Source organism: Rhodococcus sp. NPDC059234, from assembly GCF_042754225.1.
Classification (GTDB): Bacteria; Actinomycetota; Actinomycetes; order Mycobacteriales; family Mycobacteriaceae; genus Rhodococcus_G.
Genome location: NZ_JBHZAH010000014.1, coordinates 34,714 through 52,483, shown reverse-complemented (window position 1 = coordinate 52,483; position 17,770 = coordinate 34,714). Strand labels below are relative to the sequence as shown.

Annotated in this window: 21 protein-coding genes, 1 tRNA gene, 1 pseudogene and 1 riboswitch; of the genes and pseudogenes, 11 read left to right on the top strand and 12 right to left on the bottom strand. The window is 69.3% G+C overall.

What is annotated here, in order from left to right; all coding sequences use genetic code 11:
• The first annotated feature begins 7 nt into the window (after positions 1–7).
• The 3 genes from ACFXGJ_RS05195 (at position 8) to ACFXGJ_RS05185 (ending at position 2,324) form a co-directional block, all read left to right on the top strand.
• Positions 8–1,000, top strand: a complete 993-nt coding sequence (locus tag ACFXGJ_RS05195; protein ID WP_378617168.1) for a GAF domain-containing protein — start codon at positions 8–10, stop codon at positions 998–1,000.
• 64 nt (positions 1,001–1,064) lie between these two features.
• A riboswitch (guanidine-III (ykkC-III) riboswitch) is annotated at positions 1,065–1,130 on the top strand.
• 14 nt (positions 1,131–1,144) lie between these two features.
• Positions 1,145–1,459, top strand: coding sequence for a DMT family transporter (locus ACFXGJ_RS05190; RefSeq protein ID WP_378617166.1), 315 nt, complete (start codon positions 1,145–1,147; stop codon positions 1,457–1,459).
• 58 nt (positions 1,460–1,517) lie between these two features.
• On the top strand, positions 1,518–2,324 hold the full coding sequence (locus ACFXGJ_RS05185; RefSeq protein WP_378617164.1) for an ABC transporter: 807 nt from the start codon (positions 1,518–1,520) through the stop codon (positions 2,322–2,324).
• Between the two features lie 81 nt (positions 2,325–2,405).
• On the opposite strand, the gene fahA is transcribed toward ACFXGJ_RS05185, so the two are convergent.
• The 4 genes from fahA to ACFXGJ_RS05165 form a co-directional block, all read right to left on the bottom strand.
• The gene (gene fahA / locus ACFXGJ_RS05180; protein WP_378617162.1) at positions 2,406–3,590 is read right to left on the bottom strand and encodes a fumarylacetoacetase; all 1,185 of its coding nucleotides are present in this window, start codon (positions 3,588–3,590) and stop codon (positions 2,406–2,408) included.
• 66 nt (positions 3,591–3,656) lie between these two features.
• Positions 3,657–4,373: a dienelactone hydrolase family protein gene (locus tag ACFXGJ_RS05175; RefSeq protein WP_378617160.1), complete on the bottom strand. Its 717-nt coding sequence runs from the start codon at positions 4,371–4,373 to the stop codon at positions 3,657–3,659.
• Positions 4,374–4,446: 73 nt separating this feature from the next.
• A complete protein-coding gene (locus tag ACFXGJ_RS05170) occupies positions 4,447–4,710 on the bottom strand; it encodes a hypothetical protein (protein WP_378617158.1) in 264 nt (87 codons plus the stop codon).
• A 174-nt stretch (positions 4,711–4,884) separates the two neighbouring features.
• On the bottom strand, positions 4,885–5,073 hold the full coding sequence (locus ACFXGJ_RS05165) for a hypothetical protein (protein WP_378617156.1): 189 nt from the start codon (positions 5,071–5,073) through the stop codon (positions 4,885–4,887).
• Between the two features lie 132 nt (positions 5,074–5,205).
• Here ACFXGJ_RS05165 and ACFXGJ_RS05160 point away from each other — a divergent pair, with 132 nt between their 5' ends.
• A complete protein-coding gene (locus ACFXGJ_RS05160) occupies positions 5,206–5,574 on the top strand; it encodes a hypothetical protein (RefSeq protein ID WP_378617154.1) in 369 nt (122 codons plus the stop codon).
• Positions 5,575–5,877: 303 nt separating this feature from the next.
• Positions 5,878–6,000, top strand: a complete 123-nt coding sequence (locus tag ACFXGJ_RS05155; protein ID WP_378617152.1) for a hypothetical protein — start codon at positions 5,878–5,880, stop codon at positions 5,998–6,000.
• Between the two features lie 71 nt (positions 6,001–6,071).
• Here ACFXGJ_RS05155 and ACFXGJ_RS05150 read toward each other — a convergent pair.
• Positions 6,072–6,146 (bottom strand) — tRNA-Thr (locus ACFXGJ_RS05150).
• Between the two features lie 145 nt (positions 6,147–6,291).
• On the opposite strand from ACFXGJ_RS05150, the gene ACFXGJ_RS05145 reads away from it, so the two are divergent.
• The 5 genes from ACFXGJ_RS05145 to ACFXGJ_RS05125 are packed head-to-tail and all read left to right on the top strand — an operon-like array spanning position 6,292 to position 12,153.
• Positions 6,292–7,104 (top strand): FAD binding domain-containing protein, encoded by an 813-nt coding sequence (locus tag ACFXGJ_RS05145; RefSeq protein WP_378617150.1) that lies wholly within the window; start codon positions 6,292–6,294, stop codon positions 7,102–7,104.
• Between the two features lie 11 nt (positions 7,105–7,115).
• Positions 7,116–9,842, top strand: coding sequence for a molybdopterin-dependent oxidoreductase (locus ACFXGJ_RS05140; RefSeq protein ID WP_378617148.1), 2,727 nt, complete (start codon positions 7,116–7,118; stop codon positions 9,840–9,842).
• A gap of 9 nt (positions 9,843–9,851) precedes the next feature.
• Positions 9,852–10,823, top strand: a complete 972-nt coding sequence (locus ACFXGJ_RS05135) for an antibiotic biosynthesis monooxygenase (RefSeq protein WP_378617146.1) — start codon at positions 9,852–9,854, stop codon at positions 10,821–10,823.
• A gap of 47 nt (positions 10,824–10,870) precedes the next feature.
• A complete protein-coding gene (locus ACFXGJ_RS05130; RefSeq protein ID WP_378617144.1) occupies positions 10,871–11,569 on the top strand; it encodes an NTP transferase domain-containing protein in 699 nt (232 codons plus the stop codon).
• Positions 11,566–12,153, top strand: a complete 588-nt coding sequence (locus ACFXGJ_RS05125; protein WP_378617142.1) for a PepSY domain-containing protein — start codon at positions 11,566–11,568, stop codon at positions 12,151–12,153. The genes ACFXGJ_RS05130 and ACFXGJ_RS05125 overlap by 4 nt, the downstream gene beginning before the upstream one ends.
• Positions 12,154–12,170: 17 nt before the next feature.
• Here ACFXGJ_RS05125 and ACFXGJ_RS05120 read toward each other — a convergent pair whose 3' ends face one another.
• Both ACFXGJ_RS05120 and ACFXGJ_RS05115 read right to left on the bottom strand, forming a co-directional pair.
• Positions 12,171–12,353: a YdeI/OmpD-associated family protein gene (locus ACFXGJ_RS05120; protein ID WP_378617140.1), complete on the bottom strand. Its 183-nt coding sequence runs from the start codon at positions 12,351–12,353 to the stop codon at positions 12,171–12,173.
• Between the two features lie 19 nt (positions 12,354–12,372).
• Complete coding sequence (locus ACFXGJ_RS05115) at positions 12,373–12,786, bottom strand: VOC family protein (protein WP_378617138.1); 414 nt, start codon at positions 12,784–12,786, stop codon at positions 12,373–12,375.
• Positions 12,787–12,880: 94 nt separating this feature from the next.
• On the opposite strand from ACFXGJ_RS05115, the pseudogene ACFXGJ_RS05110 reads away from it, so the two are divergent.
• Positions 12,881–13,830 (top strand): annotated as a pseudogene (locus tag ACFXGJ_RS05110) (helix-turn-helix transcriptional regulator).
• Between the two features lie 12 nt (positions 13,831–13,842).
• On the opposite strand, the gene ACFXGJ_RS05105 reads toward ACFXGJ_RS05110, so the two are convergent.
• The 5 genes from ACFXGJ_RS05105 to ACFXGJ_RS05085 all read right to left on the bottom strand — a co-directional run bounded on the left by ACFXGJ_RS05105 (position 13,843) and on the right by ACFXGJ_RS05085 (position 17,704).
• The gene (locus tag ACFXGJ_RS05105) at positions 13,843–14,604 is read right to left on the bottom strand and encodes an ABC transporter permease (protein ID WP_378617137.1); all 762 of its coding nucleotides are present in this window, start codon (positions 14,602–14,604) and stop codon (positions 13,843–13,845) included.
• Positions 14,604–15,404, bottom strand: coding sequence for an ABC transporter ATP-binding protein (locus ACFXGJ_RS05100; protein WP_378617135.1), 801 nt, complete (start codon positions 15,402–15,404; stop codon positions 14,604–14,606). The genes ACFXGJ_RS05105 and ACFXGJ_RS05100 overlap by 1 nt, the downstream gene beginning before the upstream one ends.
• Positions 15,401–15,769 (bottom strand): DUF1048 domain-containing protein, encoded by a 369-nt coding sequence (locus tag ACFXGJ_RS05095; RefSeq protein ID WP_378617133.1) that lies wholly within the window; start codon positions 15,767–15,769, stop codon positions 15,401–15,403. Before ACFXGJ_RS05095 ends, ACFXGJ_RS05100 begins: the two co-directional genes overlap by 4 nt.
• 2 nt (positions 15,770–15,771) lie before the next feature.
• Positions 15,772–16,101, bottom strand: a complete 330-nt coding sequence (locus ACFXGJ_RS05090) for a PadR family transcriptional regulator (RefSeq protein WP_378617131.1) — start codon at positions 16,099–16,101, stop codon at positions 15,772–15,774.
• A 187-nt stretch (positions 16,102–16,288) separates the two neighbouring features.
• The gene (locus ACFXGJ_RS05085) at positions 16,289–17,704 is read right to left on the bottom strand and encodes an MFS transporter (protein WP_378617129.1); all 1,416 of its coding nucleotides are present in this window, start codon (positions 17,702–17,704) and stop codon (positions 16,289–16,291) included.
• Positions 17,705–17,770 lie beyond the last annotated feature (66 nt).

Sequence of the window (17,770 nt, the reverse complement as noted above, 5' to 3'; positions counted from 1 at the left end):
ACACACCGTGAACGAATGGCACCTGATCGAGACGTTGGCCGAGGACTCGCCGACCGTGGTCAGCACCGGCGGAACCGTGCGCGCGTGGACCTCGACCGGCCGACTGTCGCCCCGCCCCGACGTCCGGGTCGAACCGCTGGTCGAGGCCGTGCGGTCCGGCCGGCGTCGAGAAGTCCTGGAGGCGCAGAGCCATCGGGGCGAACGCCGGCGGTACCGCCTCGAGGCGTTCCCGGTCCTCGGTCCGTCCGGGGAAGCCCACGGCGTCCAGCTGTGGATCGGAGACGCCGGGGTCGAGCCGACCGCGCCGCGGATCGCGTCCGGAATCTCCTGGCTGCTCGAACGACTCATGATCGCACAGACCCTCGAGGCCTCGATGATGTCCGGCGTCCTCCCGGAGGATCACGTCACCGAACGGACGCCCGCCGAGTACTACGCCAAGGCGGTGAAGTTCGACGAGTCGGAGTCGCTGTTCGCGCTGGCCTTCAACCCCCAGCCGGGCGCACGGTGGGACGCCGACATGAGCGTGCTGCACGCGGACGGCCGGATCATGCGGTGGCACTGCTGGGCCAGGGCCAGAACCGAACCGGGGCAGACCGGCCTGCGGCTGCTCTGGCACGACGTCACCGACACGGTGGAACCGCGCCGACCCACGCTCGCCGAACTCGGCATGCAAGAGGTGATGCGCGGGGCGGGGATCTACACCGCACTGTTCGAGACCGAACTGGGCCTGCTGACCATGTGGTTGGCGGAGCCCGCCCCCTGGGTGCACTGGCGCGGTATCGAGGGCGGCGACCGGATCATCCACCCGGACGATCAGGGCGTGCTGGAACTGGCCCGCTCGCGATTCGAGGCGGGGTCCACCGAGCCCGTCGATGCGCAGGTTCGGCTTCGGGCGGGCGAGGACGAGTGGGCGCTGTCGCGCCTGCGCATCTCGCCCTATCCCGGCGGCCTGGGCAATCGGCTTGCGATCGTTCAGATCTCGCGCGCACCGCAGCGCTAGCACTCGGCATCTCCGACCGAGGGTGACCGAACACACCCGTGGCCGGGACACGTCGTTTGCTACGGTAAAGACGTCAATACGACACCCGGACGAGCAGCACCGTACCCGGCCAGCGACAAGACGGTGCCTTGGGAGAATCACACCATGGCATGGATTGTGCTCGTCATATCCGGAATCTTCGAGGCCGTCTGGGCCACCGCACTCGGCAAGTCCGAGGGCTTCTCGAAGCTGGTCCCCTCGATCGTGTTCGGCGTCGCCCTCGTGATCAGCATGGGCGGGCTCGCCTACGCCATGCGCACCCTTCCCATCGGCACCTCGTATGCGGTCTGGGTCGGGATCGGCGCCTCTCTCACTGTCGCCTACGCGATGATCACCGGCTCCGAGTCGTCGTCGATCGTGAAGATCCTGCTCATCCTCGGCATCGTCGGCTGCGTCATCGGCCTCAAGGCGCTGCACTGACCCGTCGCCGCACCCGGACCGGCCGTGTTGCCCGTCACCTCAGGGTTACAGTTACCCCATGAACCTGGTGGCGATGGTCACACTCCCTGCGCGGGCCGGCCTCGCGCTCACCGATTCGGCGTTGGGAGTTGCCGAAACCGCCCTCGGCGCCGCCCGCGTCCTGCTCGCCGCCTCGACGGGACCGGGCGCGGCGAGTCTCGGTGGGCTCGCCACGGCCAACCCGTCCGGTCCGCTGAAACTGCTGCAACAGGTCGCCGAGCTGGCCTCGGACGAGCGCCCGCTCGGTCAGGCGATGCGACCGGGCGGACCGCTCGACCGGCTGCTCGAGCCCGGCGGCGTAGTCGACCGCCTGACCGCACCCGGCGGCACCCTCGAGCGGATCATCGAGCCAGGCGGGCCGCTCGAGCGCGTCCTGGCCACCGGCGGACCGGTGGACCGACTGCTCGACGAGGACGGCCCGATCGAGCGACTGCTCGCCCGCGGCGGTCTGCTCGACCGGATCACCGCCGAGGACGGTCCGCTCGAACGGCTCACCGCCACCGCCGGTCCGCTCGAGACGCTCACCAAGGAGGGTGGCCTGATCGACCGGGCGCTCGAGGAGGGCGGCATCCTGGAGACGCTGCTCGCCGAGGACGGCGCGCTCGAACGGATCATCGTCGAGGGCGGGCCCCTCGATCAGATCGTCTCGTTGTCGGAGACGCTCGCCGCGCTCGCACCCAACCTGGAGAAGATGGGCGACAGCATCGAACTGCTCCGCGAGACCGTCGGCGTGCTCAGTTCGGCCGTCGGCCCGCTCGGCGAGTTGGCCGGACGACTGCCCGGCCGGTGGCTCAAGGGCGGCCGGAGCAACGGCGCCGAGTACTGACCTGCCGCTCCTCAGGACCGATTTCCGGCGGACCGGCTCGACACTCGTAACCGCGGCGCCAGCGCCCGCGAAAGAGGGCGCTCATCTGAGCGCCTGCGTGGCGGGCAGGATGCGCCCGCGAACCTCGCCGAATCCGATTCTGGCGCCGTCGGCCCCGGGAGCCGTCGCCGAGATCAGAATCTCGTCGCCGTCTTCGAGGAAGGTGCGGGACTCGTCGCCGACCGCGATGGGTTCCGCACCACCCCAGGACATTTCGATGAACGCACCGCGCTGGTCCACGGCAGGACCCGACACCGTCCCGGATGCGAACAGGTCACCGGTACTCGCCGCCGCGCCGTTGATGGTGATATGGGCCAACATCTGAGCCGGCGACCAGTACATCTGGGCATAGGGCGGACGCGACACGACATGGCCGTTCCACTCGACGGCCATGTCGATGTCGAGGCCCCAACGCTGCTCGCCCCGCAGGTACGGCAGCGGCTTCGGATCCTGTACCGGGGTGTCGACCCGAGCCGCCTCGAGGGCGAGCATCGGCACCACCCACGGCGAGATGGAAGTGGCGAACGACTTCCCGAGGAAGGGGCCCAGCGGCACGTACTCCCAGCTCTGGATGTCCCGCGCCGACCAGTCGTTGACCACCACGGCGCCGAACACATGCTCCGCGAACTGGTCCGGGCTCACCGACTCGCCCATCGTCGACGGCACACCGACGATGAAGCCCATCTCGGCCTCGATGTCGAGGCGGCGCGTGGGACCGAAGTCGGGGGCGTCGCGCTCCGGGCTCTTGCGCTGTCCGCAGGGACGGACGATGTCCGTGCCGGACACCACGACGGTGCTCGACCGCCCGTGGTAGCCGACCGGCAGATGCTTCCAGTTCGGCATCAACGGCGGGGTGCCCGGACGAAAGAGCCGGCCCAGGTTGGTGGCGTGGTGCTCCGACGCGTAGAAGTCCACGTAGTCGGCGACCCCGACGGGCAGGTGCATCGTCACCGCATCGATCGGATGAACGGCGGCATCGGCGATGTCGCGCGTGACCAGATCGGCGACCTGCTGACGCACCTCGATCCAGCGAGCCCGGCCCTGCGCCATGAAGGAGTTGAGGATCGGCAGCGCGAACACCGGATCGCCGAGCGCGACGGACAGATCAACCACCGAATCACCCACCCGCACACCAACCCTCGGGGACGCATCGGCGGTCGAGAACACGCCGTACGGCAGGTTGCCGACGCCGAACAGCGATCCGGCAGGAATGTCGATGACCGTCACGGCAGTACCCTCCGTCGGTGTTGGCGGCGACGCCGGCGGACCGGCACCGGCTACTCGTCGTCCTCGCTACGGCGAGCCTTCGGCGCCCGGCGCGTGCAGGTGGGTCTCGAGGAACGCGAACACCCGCCGCCACGCGTCCTCGGACTGCTCGGGTCCGTAGGCGAAACCGGTGATCCGCAGCAGAGGTTCCGGCGCCGGCAGGTGATTCGCGAAGCTGTGACCGACACCGGAATACGTCTTCACGTCGTGCGGGACGTCGAGCCTGTCCAGCGCGCCCGACAGCTTGGCGCCGGCGCCGCGGAGGAAGGGGTCGCGGGTGCCGAAGCTCGCGACGATCGGGCAGGCCCCGCCGAGGGCCTCGTCGAGCTGCCGCGGCAGCACACCGTAGAACGGCGCCGAGACGTCGAACCCCTTGGGCGCCATCACCAGCGCGAAGCCACCGCCCATGCAGAATCCGACCACCGCCACGGTGCCCGTGCAGCGCTCGTCGGCGACGAGGCGCTCGCGCGCGGCGAGCAGGTCTTCGACGGCCCGGCCGCGGCGACCGATCAACTCGCGGAACACCCGTGGCACGCAACGCACCCGGCCGCCACGCGAGTAGAGGTCGGGGGCGAGTGCGAGGTAGCCGTGATCGGCGATGCTGCGAGCGATGTTCCGGATGTCCACACTCAGGCCCAGCATGTCGTGCACGACCACCACGCCGGGGAACGGCCCGCTGCCGGAGGGTGATTCGAGAACCGCACCGAGCGGACCGTCGGGGGCGTCCAGGGTGATGGCAGGCATCGCACTCCTCAGCCGGGCGTCTGCTTCCGCACCGAACGATAGCGCCCGATCGACGGCGGCGCGACGGCTCGACCTATCGCGAGGAACCTCCCTCCTCCGGCTGCCCGCCACGAAGCCGTGCCAATTCCGCCTCGACCTCGACCAGCCTGCGATGCAGCGCCTGGATGCTGGCCATGCAGACGCCGTTGGCGTCGACCAGAGCGATGGTCCGATCCGAGGAGCCGAGACCGAACGTCGCGGCGAAGTCCTGCGCCATCGGGCCCATGTGCCGCACCGAGTCGTGGTCGAATCGATAGCTCCACACGCTCACGGGCAACGTCGCGAGGCGTTCGAGCACATCGTTCGCGCCGACCGGAACCGGTCGCTCACCTCGAACGCCGCGACGGCGGCTGGCGTGGGATCGCAGCCATTCGAACGGATGCTGCGCCACAGACGGTGCTCGAGTCTTCCTTTCCTCCCGATCGGAGTCGATCCGCCGGCCGGGAACGGTGGACCGATCCGCCATGGCGGATCAGCGCTCGAGTGGACGAATGTGATGCTTGGCCGATGCGTCGCTGAGCAGGATGCCGACACCGGCCCCGAGCAACCCGAGACCGATCGCTGCCGCTGCGCCTGCCAGGCCAATTGCGAGTCCGAGCATGACTCCTCCGTAGCTCGTCGAGTCGATTGCCGGGGCGACCTCGACGTGGGGCAGCCCCACGTGGGATTACTCCTTCCACGGTCGTCCTCGACCCACCGGATAGCAACAGTCCAGGCGATCGATTTGCCCCCGGAGCGTCAACTGTTCGCACCGGTGCCGACCGCGCCCGGTTCGTCTGATACAGATACCCGCATGAAACGCATCACGCTTGCTGTCGTGGCCCTCGCCACCGTCTCCCTGTTCGCCGCCGGTTGCGGGTCCGATTCCGAGTCCACGTCCGCGGCGACGAGCGCCGCCCCGACCTCCGACGCCACCGCGCTGGGTGCCGCGTCGGAGGTCGCATCCACCGGCGACACCTACCTCGACACGTGCAACGGCGTCTTGAACTACGTCAAGACGCTGCAGGCTTCCGGACTGACCGACGGCGCCAACTCGCCGCAGGCCATCGGCGAGGAGTTCGTCAATCTCGCGAAGACGGCTCCGGACTGGGACGCGAAGTCCGAGAAGGACAAGGCCGACTTCCAGCGCGGCGTCACCGCCGGCGTCGAAGGCAAGTGCTGACCTGATTTCCCCCGAAAGCCCCCGCCCGACTCCCGTCGGTCGGGGGCTTTCGACTGCCGATCCCCACCCGATGAACTGGGTAACTGAGAGTGTGCCGGGCCGCCCCTTCAGGGAGGGATTCGCAGGTCCGCCCGAGTCGATGAATACCAACTGGTCCTTTGGTAGCCAATCGCGGTGACGGTGGCTACAGTCGGGTTCCACCACCTGATCCGGAGCCGGCACCGACCCCCCGACCCCTCCCCTCCAACAGCGCGATCAGTCGAGTCCGGCCATCCGAACCGAGCGACCAAGGAGATAGCTACCGTGACGCTGACCTCGACCACTCGCGCCAAGTCCGCCGCGATTCGACTCACCGCAGGTGTCGTCCTGGCCGTGGGCCTACTCGCCGCCGCGGTCAAGGGATTCGGCCTGCCCGCCATGCGCTGAGCGACCGCACCGGACGGTCCGTCCGGCTCCGCGACCGCCCGGGCCGGCCGCGTCTGCGCTGGTCGGCCCCGTGGAGCCCCCTGTCAGGATTGAACTGACGACCTTTCGCTTACAAGGCGAGTGCTCTACCACTGAGCTAAGGAGGCGTACAAAGCGCGCCCATCATATCCGCAAGCCCCGGGACCCGAACAACCGACGGTGCGCCGGAGCGTGCATACCGTGAAACCCCGACCTCAGGCCGAGCCGGTCCGATATCTTTGGCACGACACATTCCCTGACGGGAGCGGTCCCATGGATCTCAACACCATCACCGATGTCGTGCGGCGGCCACTCGACCGCCCGGGCGTGCAGTGGCGAGACGGAGACGCCTGGCTGGCCGGCGGAACCTGGCTGTTCTCCGTCCCGCAGCCCTCCCTGCGCCGCCTCGTCGACCTCACCGCCCTCGGCTGGGACGCGCTGGTGCCCAGCGAGGCCGGCCTGCGGATCGGCGCGACCTGCACGATTCGAGAGCTGTACGAGCTTGCCCCGCACAGCGATTGGCTCGCCGCCCCGCTGCTGACGACGAGCTGCGAGGCCTTCCTGTCGTCGTTCAAGGTGTGGAACTCGGCGACGGTGGGCGGCAACATCTGCATGGCGCTGCCCGCGGGCCCGATGATCACGATGACGGTCGCGCTGGAGGCCACCTACACCCTGTGGGCGACCGACGGGTCGCAACGTACCGTCGACGCTGCCGACTTCGTCACCGGCGACCACGAGAACATCCTCGCCCCGGGCGAGATCCTGCGGCACATCGACATTCCCGTCGATGCACTGCGCAAGTGCCACACCCACCGCCGCTTCACGCTGACCCGCCTGGGACGGTCCACGATGTTCGTCGTCGGCACACGGACGCCCGGCACCGGCGACCTGACGCTCACCGTCACCGCGGGCACCACCCGCCCCGTCCGCCTGTCGTTCGCCACCTCGCCCGACGCCGAGACGCTGCGCGGCCGCATCGACGCACTGCCCGACGACGTGTGGTTCGACGACCCGAACGGCAGCCCCGAGCACCGGCATCACCTGGCGACGCATTTCGCCGAAGAGATCCGCGTCGAACTCGGGTAGGGAGAACGGCCATGGCTTACCGCGTGAACGGCCGGACATTCGACGAGGAGCCGGACCCCGGCCAGTGCCTGCGGACGTTCGTGCGCGAGCTGGGCCACCACGGTGTCAAGAAGGGTTGCGACGCAGGCGACTGCGGTGCCTGCACGGTATGGCTCGACGGCAACCCGGTGCACAGCTGCATCACGCCCGCGTTCCGCGCGGACGGCCGCGAGGTGACCACGATCGAAGGCCTCGGCTCCCCCGAGAACTTGCACCCGGTGCAGCGACAGTTCCGCGATTCCCCTGGGTTCCAGTGCGGCTTCTGCACCGCGGGCATGATCATGACGGCGGCGACGTTCACCGACGCGCAGCGCGACGATCTGCCCCGCGCGCTCAAGGGCAACCTGTGCCGCTGTACCGGCTACCGTGCCGTCGAGGACGCCGTGAACGGGGTGACCGGGATCGAGGACGCGCCCCCGGGCGGGGCCGTCGGAACCAGCGTCGGCGCGCCGGCCGCCACCGCCGTGGTGACCGGCCGCGCCGAGTTCACGATGGACACCGCGATCGAGGGCATGCTGCATCTGAAGGTGCTGCACTCCACGCACGCCCATGCCCGCATCGTCTCGATCGACAAGACGGCCGCGCTCGCGGTGCCCGGCGTGCACCGCGTCTACACCTGGCAGGACGTACCGCGCAAGCCGTTCACCACCGCGATCCACACCGACCACCTCGTCGACCCCGACGACACCTACATCCTCGACGACACGGTCCGTTTCGTCGGGCAGCGCGTCGTCGCGGTCCTGGCCGAGACGGTCGGGGCCGCGGAGGAGGGCTGCCGCCGAGTGGTGGTCGAGTACGAGCCGTTGCCGGCGGTGTTCGATCCCGAGGAAGCGATGACCGACGGCGCCCCTTCGCTGCACGGCTCGGACGACCCGTTCGTGCGGGATCCGGTGCACAACATCCTGCTCGAGCTGCACGGGCACGTCGGCGACGTCGAGGCCGGGTTCGCGCAGGCCGACGTGATCCACGAGGGCACCTACTTCTCGCCGCGCGTGCAGCACGCGCACCTCGAGACCCACGGGTCCATCGCCTGGATGGAGAACGGCCGCCTGAACGTGCGGACCAGCTCGCAGTCTCCCTCGATCGCGAAGGTCAAGCTGGCGCACCTGTTCGACCTGCGTCCCGATCAGCTGCGGGTGTTCTGCAAGCGGGTCGGCGGCGGCTTCGGCGGCAAGCAGGAGGTGATCGCCGAGGACCTGGTCGCCCTTGCGACATTGGACACCGGGCGCCCGGCCTGCCTGGAGTACACCCGGGAGGAGGAGTTCACGACGGCCTCGCCGCGGCACCCGATGACGCTCACGGTCAGGCTCGGTGCCCGGGCCGACGGCACCCTGACCGCCGTCCAGGTGCGCAACGTCTCGAACACCGGCGCCTACGGAAACCACGGCGGCGAAACGCTGTTCGCGGGCGGTGCCGCCGTCATGCTCTACCGCTGCGCCAACAAGAAGTACGACGCGTACTCGGTGTACACCAACAACGTGCCCAGCGGCGCGCTGCGCGGCTACGGCATGACCCAGCCCGCGTTCGCCGTCGAGTCCGCCATGCACGAGCTGGCGGTCACCCTCGGCATGGACCCGCTCGAACTGCGCCGCCGCAACATCGTGCGACCCGGCGATTCGCTCGTCGCCTTCGACGACGGTCCCGACGACGTCGTGTTCGCCGAGGACGGCCTCGCGCGGTGCATCGATCTCGTCGACGAGGCCCTGCGGCGGGACGGCTCCGTGCCGCCCCCTGGCGACGACTGGCTGGTCGGGACCGGCTCCGCCAGTTCGCTGCACGAAACCGCGCCCCCGACCGAACACGTCTCCGAAGCATGGGCCACCCTCGGAGACGACGGTACCTACGAGATCGCCGTCGGCACGGTCGAGTTCGGCGAGGGCACCTCCACCGCGCACGTGCAGATCGCGGCCGCCGTTCTCGGCACCACGCCGTCGCGGGTTCGGCTCGTGCAATCCGACACCGACCGAACGGGATTCGACACCGGTGCCTTCGCCAGCGCGGGTCTGTCCGTCGCCGGCAATGCCGTGCTGCACGCGACGACGGCACTGCGCGACCGCATCCTGGCATTCGCCGCCGCGCACACCGGGTTCGATGCCGCGGCGTGTTCGATGGACGACGACCGGGTGCGCTGTGGCGGCACCAGCGTGACGCTGTCCGATCTCGTCGATGCCGCCCGTGCCCGCGGCATCCGGTTCACCGCCGCGCGCAAGGCCTACGGGTCGCCCCGCAGCGTGGTGTCCAACACCCACGGCTTCCGGATCGCCGTGCACCGGGTCACCGGCGAGATCCGCATCCTCCGCAGCGTGCAGGCGACCGACGCGGGCGTCGTCATCAACCCGGCGCAGGTGCGAGGACAGATCGAAGGCGGCGTGGCGCAGGGCATCGGCTTCGCATTGACCGAGAACTTCCACGTGGACGCTGCCGGGGTGATGCTCAACCCGAACCTGCGTAACTACCGGATTCCCACCTACGCCGACATCCCCCGCACCGAGGTGCTCCTGGTCGGCTCGTCGGACTCGGTCGGGCCGATGGGCGCAAAGGGCATGGCGGAGTGCTGCATCAACCCGGTGGCACCCGCGCTCGCCAACGCCCTCGAGAACGCGACCGGGCTGCGTTACCGCGCCCTGCCGCTGACCCCCGAACGCATCTACCGCCGTCTGGTCGAATCACGGCCAGGCGATCTGCCGGAGCGACGGTAGGAGGGCCCGATGGATGCCGAGGAACCCATCCGCGACACCGCGACCGTCATCATCGGGCAGCGGGTGCGTCCCGGGTTCGAGGCGGCGTTCACCGCCTGGCAGGAGGAGATCAACGCCGCTGCCTCGCGGTACGCCGGATTCCTCGGGGCCCAGATCGCCGCACCCACCGCCGTGCAACCCGACTGGGTGGTGGTCTACCGCTTCGATTCCGTCGCCAACGTCCAGGCGTGGATCAACAGCGCCACCCGCCAGGACTGGCTCGACAAGGGACAGCGGTACCTCGACGGCCCCGCGACCCAGCAGGTGATCACCGGCGGCTCACGACCGAACGACCAACTGGTGACGGTCGTCGTGACCCATCGTGTGGGCGCGGAGTGCATCGACGACTTCCTCGACTGGCAGAACCGTATGCAGTTGGCAGAGCGCCGATTCGAGGGATTTCGCGGCAGTGAACTCTTCCGTCCCATCGAGGGCGTTCAGGACGACTGGACCGCCCTCTACCGGTACGACAACGCTGCGAACCTCTTCACCTGGCTCACCTCGGCGAAGCGACGGCAACTCCTCGCCGAGGGCGAGAGGTTCCACGAGTTCACCTCGCGGACCGTCGACAACTCCTTCGGCAGCTGGTTCGCGTTCGACGAGAAGGGCGCCGAGGCGCCGCCACCGTCTGACGTCAAGACCTCCGTCGCCGTCTGGGTCGGCCTCTACCCCACCGTCGTGCTGCTCACCCTCGCGCTGTCCCCGATCGGAATGCCGCTCTGGCTCGGCCTGCTCGTCGGAAACCTGTTGTCCAGCTTCATCATGACCTTCGTGACCATGCCGCACTACGTGAACCGGATGCTGGGACGCTGGCTGCGACCGCCGCCGGACGCGCCGGAGCCAAGGACGAACCTGCGGGGGATCGCCGTCGTCGCCGGGGCCATGACGCTCTGGGTCCTCGTCTTCTACCTGGTGACGAGGCAGTTCTGGACCCTGCCCTGAGACGACACCGCAGAGAACGCCGGACCACGAGCGAACGGACACCTCCGATGCGCGAGATTCCGCAACAGGTCGCCGAATCGAACGGCGACCGGCGACCGGCGGCGGCCGTGCGCCGGCGCGAGGCGCTCGGGCTGCTCCTCGCCGCCGGCTCCGGCAGTCGGTACGGGTCGCCCAAAGTGCTTGCTCACGAGGGACTCTGGCTGCGATCCGCCGTCGAAGCGCTCTTGGGCGGCGGCTGTGGACACGTACTGGTGGTGCTGGGCGCCGCCGAGACACCCCTTCCCCCCGGGGCCGAGGCCGTGCACGCGCACCGATGGGCCGACGGCGTGGGCGAATCCCTGCGTGCGGGGTTGCGCGCCGCCGCCGACCACGCCGACGCGCGCTGTGCGGTCATTCACCTGGTCGACCTGCCGGACGTCGGCAGCGATGTCGTGGCCCGCGTGCTGTTGGCCGCGGCCGACTCCCCGAACGGACTGGCGCGCGCCTTCTACGGCGGCCGACCCGGCCATCCGGTCGTCGCGGCCAGGCGGCACTGGGAGCCGATGGCCGGCGCGGCAGCAGGCGAGACGGGAGCGCGCGAGTACCTGCGACGCCACGGCGAGATGCCGACCAGGGTGCAGTGCGAGGACCTCGCTACCGGCCGGGACCAGGACGGACCCGACCGCAATGCCCCTCCCGGCGAGCCACCCCTGCCGTACTCTGGCAGGCAGGTTCACGCCTTCGATGGGATCGAGGACTCACGATGACCACGAGAAGTGTGCGATGTGCGAGCCTGATCCCCCTTGCCGCGGCATCGGCGTTGCTGCTGGCGGGATGCGGCTCGAGCGGCAATAACACCACCCCCACCACTTCTGTGAGCGCCGCCGCCCCCTCGATGTCGATGCCCACGGGTAGCGCGTCGATGCACGCTGTCACCAAGGAGCAGGCGGAGCAGACCGCCGTCGCGACCGTCCCCGGCGGCACGGTCGCCTCGTCCGAACTCGTCCAGCACGACGGAAAACCCGTGTGGCACGTCCACATCCGCAACACCCAGGGCTGGGACTACGACGTGAACGTCGACGCCGCCACCGGCGCGGTCGTACCCGACAACCAGGACGGCCACGGAGAATCCTCGACGTCCCCCGCCGCACCGAACGCCGCGGGGCAGGTCACCAAGGAGCAGGCCGAGCAGACCGCCGTCGCGACCGTCCCCGGCGGCACGGTCGTCTCCTCCGAGATGAATCAGCACGACGGAAAGACGGTCTGGCACGTCCACATCCGCAACACCCAGGGCTGGGACTACGACGTGAACGTCAACGCCGTCACCGGCACGGTCGTGCCCGACCACTGAGGCGCACCCCTCGGCGATCAGCGCCCGCCGCGTACGCCGGGGCGGTCGGCCCGGAGGTTCTCGTTCGCGAGCGCGATCGTCGGATCGATCCGGCGCTGCCGGGCCTGAGGCTTCCTCACCGTCGCGATCCACTCCAGGATCAGCCGCTTCGACGACGGGAACCTGTCGAAGTTGGTGCGGGCAACGGTGTTTCGCCGCAACGACTCACACTGAGCTCGATCACGGCCTGGCCGCGGCGAGAACCTCCAGGTAGTGCTGGTTGTACATCACGCCGAGGATGTTGCCGAACGGATCGACGACGGAGGCGGTGACGAATCCGGGGCCGCGTTCGACCGGCTTCTCGTGCACGGTGGCGCCGAGAGACAGGAGCCGCTCGAAGCCGGCGTCGACGTCGTCCACGTGCCAGTAGGTGACCGGACCGGCGGGCTGCCCCGGACGACCGTGCGGCGCGAACCGGCCGTCGACGATGCCGAGCTCGTGCTGGAAGTCGCCGATGCGGAACTCGACATACGCGGTGTGGCCGTCGACCTCGTGGGCGAAGTACGCCTCGGTGCCGAGCACCTCGGTGTACCAGGCCTGAGCGGCCGCGACGTCGTCGGCGAAGAAGCTGACGGTGGTGAGTCCTCGCAACATCGGTGGTTCCTTCCCTCGTTCGGTTGGTGACAACAACAATCCTGCCGATCAAAGTGCTCACCAACTGAGCACTTTTCCGGGGAAGATGAGGATCATGCGTGCAGACCGGCTCGTGGCCACCCTCCTGCTCATGCAGGCCCGAGGCCGGGTCACGGCCGCCGAACTGGCCGGCGAGCTCGAGGTGTCGGTCGCCACAGCCCGCCGTGACCTGGAGGCGTTGTCCACTGCCGGCATTCCGGTCTACCGCAGGCCGGCCGCGGCGGCGGATGGTCGCTCGTAGGCGGCGCCCGCACCGATCTGTCGGGCCTGTCGGCCACCGAGGCGCGGGCACTGTTCCTGCTGGTCGGCCCTGCGGCTGCCGTGTCGGGCGAGGCCAAGGCCGCGCTGCGCAAACTGGTGCGGGCACTGCCGCAGACCTTCCGGGCCGAGGCGGAGGCCGCCGCCGAGGCCACCATGATCGACCCCACCCGGTGGGGCGAGCGCGAGCGCGACCGGCCCGCGATGGTGGACCTGTTGCAGACGGCCGTGGTCCGGCGGCGGAAGGTGCGGATCGGCTACGTCAGCGGCGCGAGGGAACGCAGCGATCGGCTAGTCGACCCGTGGGGCCTGGTCGACAAGGACGACACCTGGTACCTGATCGCCGGGACCGAACGCGGTCGGCCCACCTTCCGCGTGGACCGGATCGCGGAGGTCGAGACGACCGATGAATCCGCCGACCGCCCCGACGATTTCGAGCTTGCCGCAGCCTGGGACGAGGTGGTCGGGAAGATGGAGGAGAGACGCTCACGCACCTGGGCCACCGTGCTCATCGAGGCGCGGTTCGTGCCGATCCTGCGCGACCACTTCGGCAGGCACTGCCACGCCGACGGCGAGGTCGATGGCGCCCGAGCCCGGGTCCGCCTCGCCGCGCCGACCCCGCTGGACATCGCCCGCAACCTCGCCGGCTGGGGCGCGGCGGTGGAGGTCCTCGAACCGGAGGCGGTGCGCGGCGAGCTGGCGCGGATCGGCGCCGAGCTCGCCGGGCGGTACGCCGTCGACCGGTGAGACATCGTTGGGCTAGGCGAACTTTCGTCGGTAGATCACGTTCGCGGCAGCGTACGAGGCGACAAGGATGCCGACGCACCAGCCGAGTGCGACCCAGATGTCGGAGTCGACCGGCTGACTCGCGAGCAGGTCGCGGATCGCGTTCACGATCGACGTCACGGGCTGGTTGTCGGCGAAGGCGCGCACCGGTCCGGGCATGGACTCCGTGGGGACGAACGCGGAGCTGACGAACGGCAGGAAGATGAGCGGGTAGGCGAACGCGCCCGCGCCGTCCACCGAGTTCGCCGAGAGACCGGCGATCACGGCGAGCCAGGTCAGCGCCAGCGTGAACAGGATCAGGATGCCGGCGACCGCACCCCATTCGAGCACGTTCGCCCCCGAACGGAACCCCATGAGGATGGCGACGCCGACGACGATCACGACCGCCGACACGTTGGCGACCAGCGAGGTCAGCACGTGCGACCACAGCACCGACGATCGGGCGATCGGCATCGACTGGAACCGTTCGACGATGCCGCCCTGCAGGTCGTTGAACAGCCGCACGGAGGTGTACGCGACACCCGATGCGATGGTGATGAGCAGGATGCCGGGGAGCAGGTAGCTCACATACGATTCCGTGCCGGTGTCGATGGCGCCCCCGAACACGAACACGAACAGCAGCATGATCGCGACCGGTGTGACCGCGGTGGTGATGATCGTGTCCGGACTGCGGGTGATGTGGCGCAGGGAGCGCCCGGTGAGGGCGGCGGTGTCGCCGAGGACGTGGGTGGTCATCATCGTTCCTTTCGGTCGGAGCCTGCGGTGTCGGCGCTCGCCAGTGCGTCGGCACCGACGATGCTGAGGAAGACCTCCTCGAGGGTCGGCTGCTTCTCGACGTACTCCACCTTCGCGGGCGGAAGCAGTGCCTTGAGTTCGGCGAGCGTGCCGTCGACGATGATCCGGCCCTGGTGCAGGATCGCGATCCGGTCGGCGAGCTGCTCGGCCTCCTCCAGGTACTGCGTCGTCAGGAGCACCGTCGTGCCGCTCTCGGCGAGGTCCCGCACCGCCTGCCACACCTCGTTGCGCGCCTGGGGATCGAGTCCCGTCGTCGGTTCGTCGAGGAAGATGACGGGCGGGTCCCCGATGAGGCTCATCGCAATGTCGAGGCGCCGACGCATACCCCCCGAGTAGGTCGAGACCTTCCGGTTGCCGGCGTCGGTCAGCGAGAAGCGCGCGAGCAGCTCGTCCGCGATCGCCCCCGGATTGCTCAGGTGCCGGAGTTTGGCAACCAGCACGAGATTCTCACGGCCGCTGAGTATCTCGTCGACCGCGGCGAACTGTCCTGTGAGACTGATGGATTCGCGAACGTTCGCCGCCTGCGCGGCGACGTCGAAGCCGTCGACCGTCGCCGTGCCGGCGTCCGCCTTCAGCAACGTGGCCAGAATCTTCACCAGGGTGGTCTTGCCGGCCCCGTTCGAGCCGAGCAGGGCGAAGATGCTGCCCCGCTCGACCTCGAAGTCCACGCCGCGCAGCACGTGGAGCTGCTCGTAGGACTTCTCGACGCCCTGCACCCGGATGGCCGCCGGGGTGGTCATCGCCGCTCTGTCCGCTCGACGTCGTCGATCGCCTTGGTGAGGCGAGCGCGCTCCTTGTCGATCCACTGCTTGCCGGTGTAGGCCTGCGCGAACGTCTCGGCGAACTCGACCGGGTCGTCGCCGACGATCGCCCGCACCGGCGTGCCGTCGGCCGCGGCGCGCTCCCAGAGGTCGGCGGAGTCGCCGAACATCGTCAGGAGGGTGTCGCCGTCGGTGACGCCGCCGTAGTAGGTGAGGTACCGCTGAATCGCCTTCGCGGCGGTCGCGTACGGTTCGGGGAGGGCCTCGATGCGAGCCTTGTCCCGCTTGAACTGCTTCTTCTGCTCGAGCGAGCCGGTGAGGGTCTCGATCCACTTGGCGCCCATGGTCACTTCTCTCCTTCGTGTAGGTGTTCGATTCGTTCGGCGAGGAAGCTCCAGTTCCTCCAGAACTCGCTGAGTTGATCTCGTCCTCGCGCGTTGAGGGTGTACACCTTGCGCGGCGGCCCCTTCTCCGACGGAACCTTCTCCACGTCGACGAGGTCACGCTGCTCGACCCTGACGAGCAGGGCATAGACGGTGCCCTCCGCGATGTCCGCGAAGCCCTGATCGCGCAGCCGGGCCGTGATCTCGTATCCGTAGGCGGGTCGCACCGCCAGAATCGCCAGCACGATGCCCTCGAGGACTCCCTTGAGCATCTCGGTCGCTTGCTTGCTCATCGAACCTCCTCCCAGTACTCAGTGTTGATGACTACCGGTACAAAGTAACACTGAGTACCGGTAGTTAGCAACACCGAGTACCGAGGTTTTTCGTCCGCTGTTCGACCTGCGCGAAATCGCCGAAGTCGCCGCTACCGACCGCCGAGCGGAACCGGCCCGCCGCCGACGGCGACAGCCGCAGCGCACGTCACCGCCGGTGCGGCGGCGAGAATTCCGTGGCGGGCCGCCCCGACGCCCGGGCGACCACGAACAGCGTGAGCCCGCACGCGGTGACAAGCGCCCAGACGGGACGGGACGCCTGCGCGAGATCCGTCCCGGTCGCACCCGCGACGATGCTGCCCGCGATCGCGACCCCGACGGCCGCGCCGAGCTGACGTGCGGTGGACGTGATCGCGCCGGCGACGCCCGCGCGATCGGAAGGCAGTCCGCCGACCGCGGTGTTGGTGATCGGCGCGTTGGCGAAGCCGAACCCGATGCCGATGAGCAGGTACGCCAGCAGCAGGTGCCACAACCCGGTGTCGCTGTCGAGTGGAACGAGCACAAGCCCGCCCGCGGCGAGGAAGCCGCCGGCCAGCAGCAGTGGCGGCCGCGGCCCGAGGCGCCCGACCAGGCGGCCCGACAGGGGCGCGCAGACCGTCGCCCCGAGCGCCAGCGGAAGGGTGGCCGTCCCGGCGACAACCGGGGTCATTCCGCGAGCAGGCTGTAGGTAGAGGGTGTTGATCAGCAGCGTTGCGTTGAGGGCGACGAATACCGCGACCGCGCCCACCACCGCTGCAGTGAAGGAAGGCCGCCGGAAGAGGCGCGGATCAACCAGGGGCTCAGGCCGGCGGGATTCGATTCGGACGAAGGCGACCGTCGCTGCGGCGACGCAGCAGTACCCGATCAGCGCCGCCGTGGAGGCCCATCCGATTCGCGGCCCCTCGATCAGCACCGCGACCGCAACGCCGACGATGACCGCCAACAGGACCTGACCAGGAAGGTCCGGCTTCCGCGCTGGTTGCGCCCGGGACTCCGGCACGAACACCGCACTGAGAATGAGGGCCGCCACGATGATCGGCGCGTTGATCCAGAACACCGATCGCCACCCGAGGCTCGCCACGAGGGCGCCGCCCACGACGGGTCCCGCGGCCATGCTGAGCCCGAAGGCCGATGCCCACACGCCGATCGCCCGCGCGCGCTCCTTCGGATCGGTGATCACGTTCACGACGATCGCGAGGGCCACCGGACTGAGCATCGAGGCGCCCACGCCCTGGACGGCGCGGGCCGCGATCAGCGGGCCGGTCGAGGGCGCGAGCCCGCAGGCCAGCGAGGCGAGCCCGAACACCACCAATCCGAGCTGGAACACCCGTCGACGCCCGAATCGGTCCGCCAGTGCACCCGAGGAGATCAGGAGTCCGGCCAGCACCAGCGTGTACGCGTCGACGGTCCATTCGAGCCCGAGCGTTCCCATGTGCAGGTCCGACCCGATCGCAGGCAAGGCAATGTTGACGATCGTCGTGTCCATGCCGACGAGGAACATGCTCGAACAGCAGACGGCCAGCACCGCCCGACGTCTGCGCGCGCTCGAGGGGCGCGGGGCGAGCAGTGCGGTCCGGTTCGTCATCGGCGGTCCCTTCGGTAGTTGTTCACCACCGAATGCTCACGGCCGACCCCGTCGATCCCCCAGCAC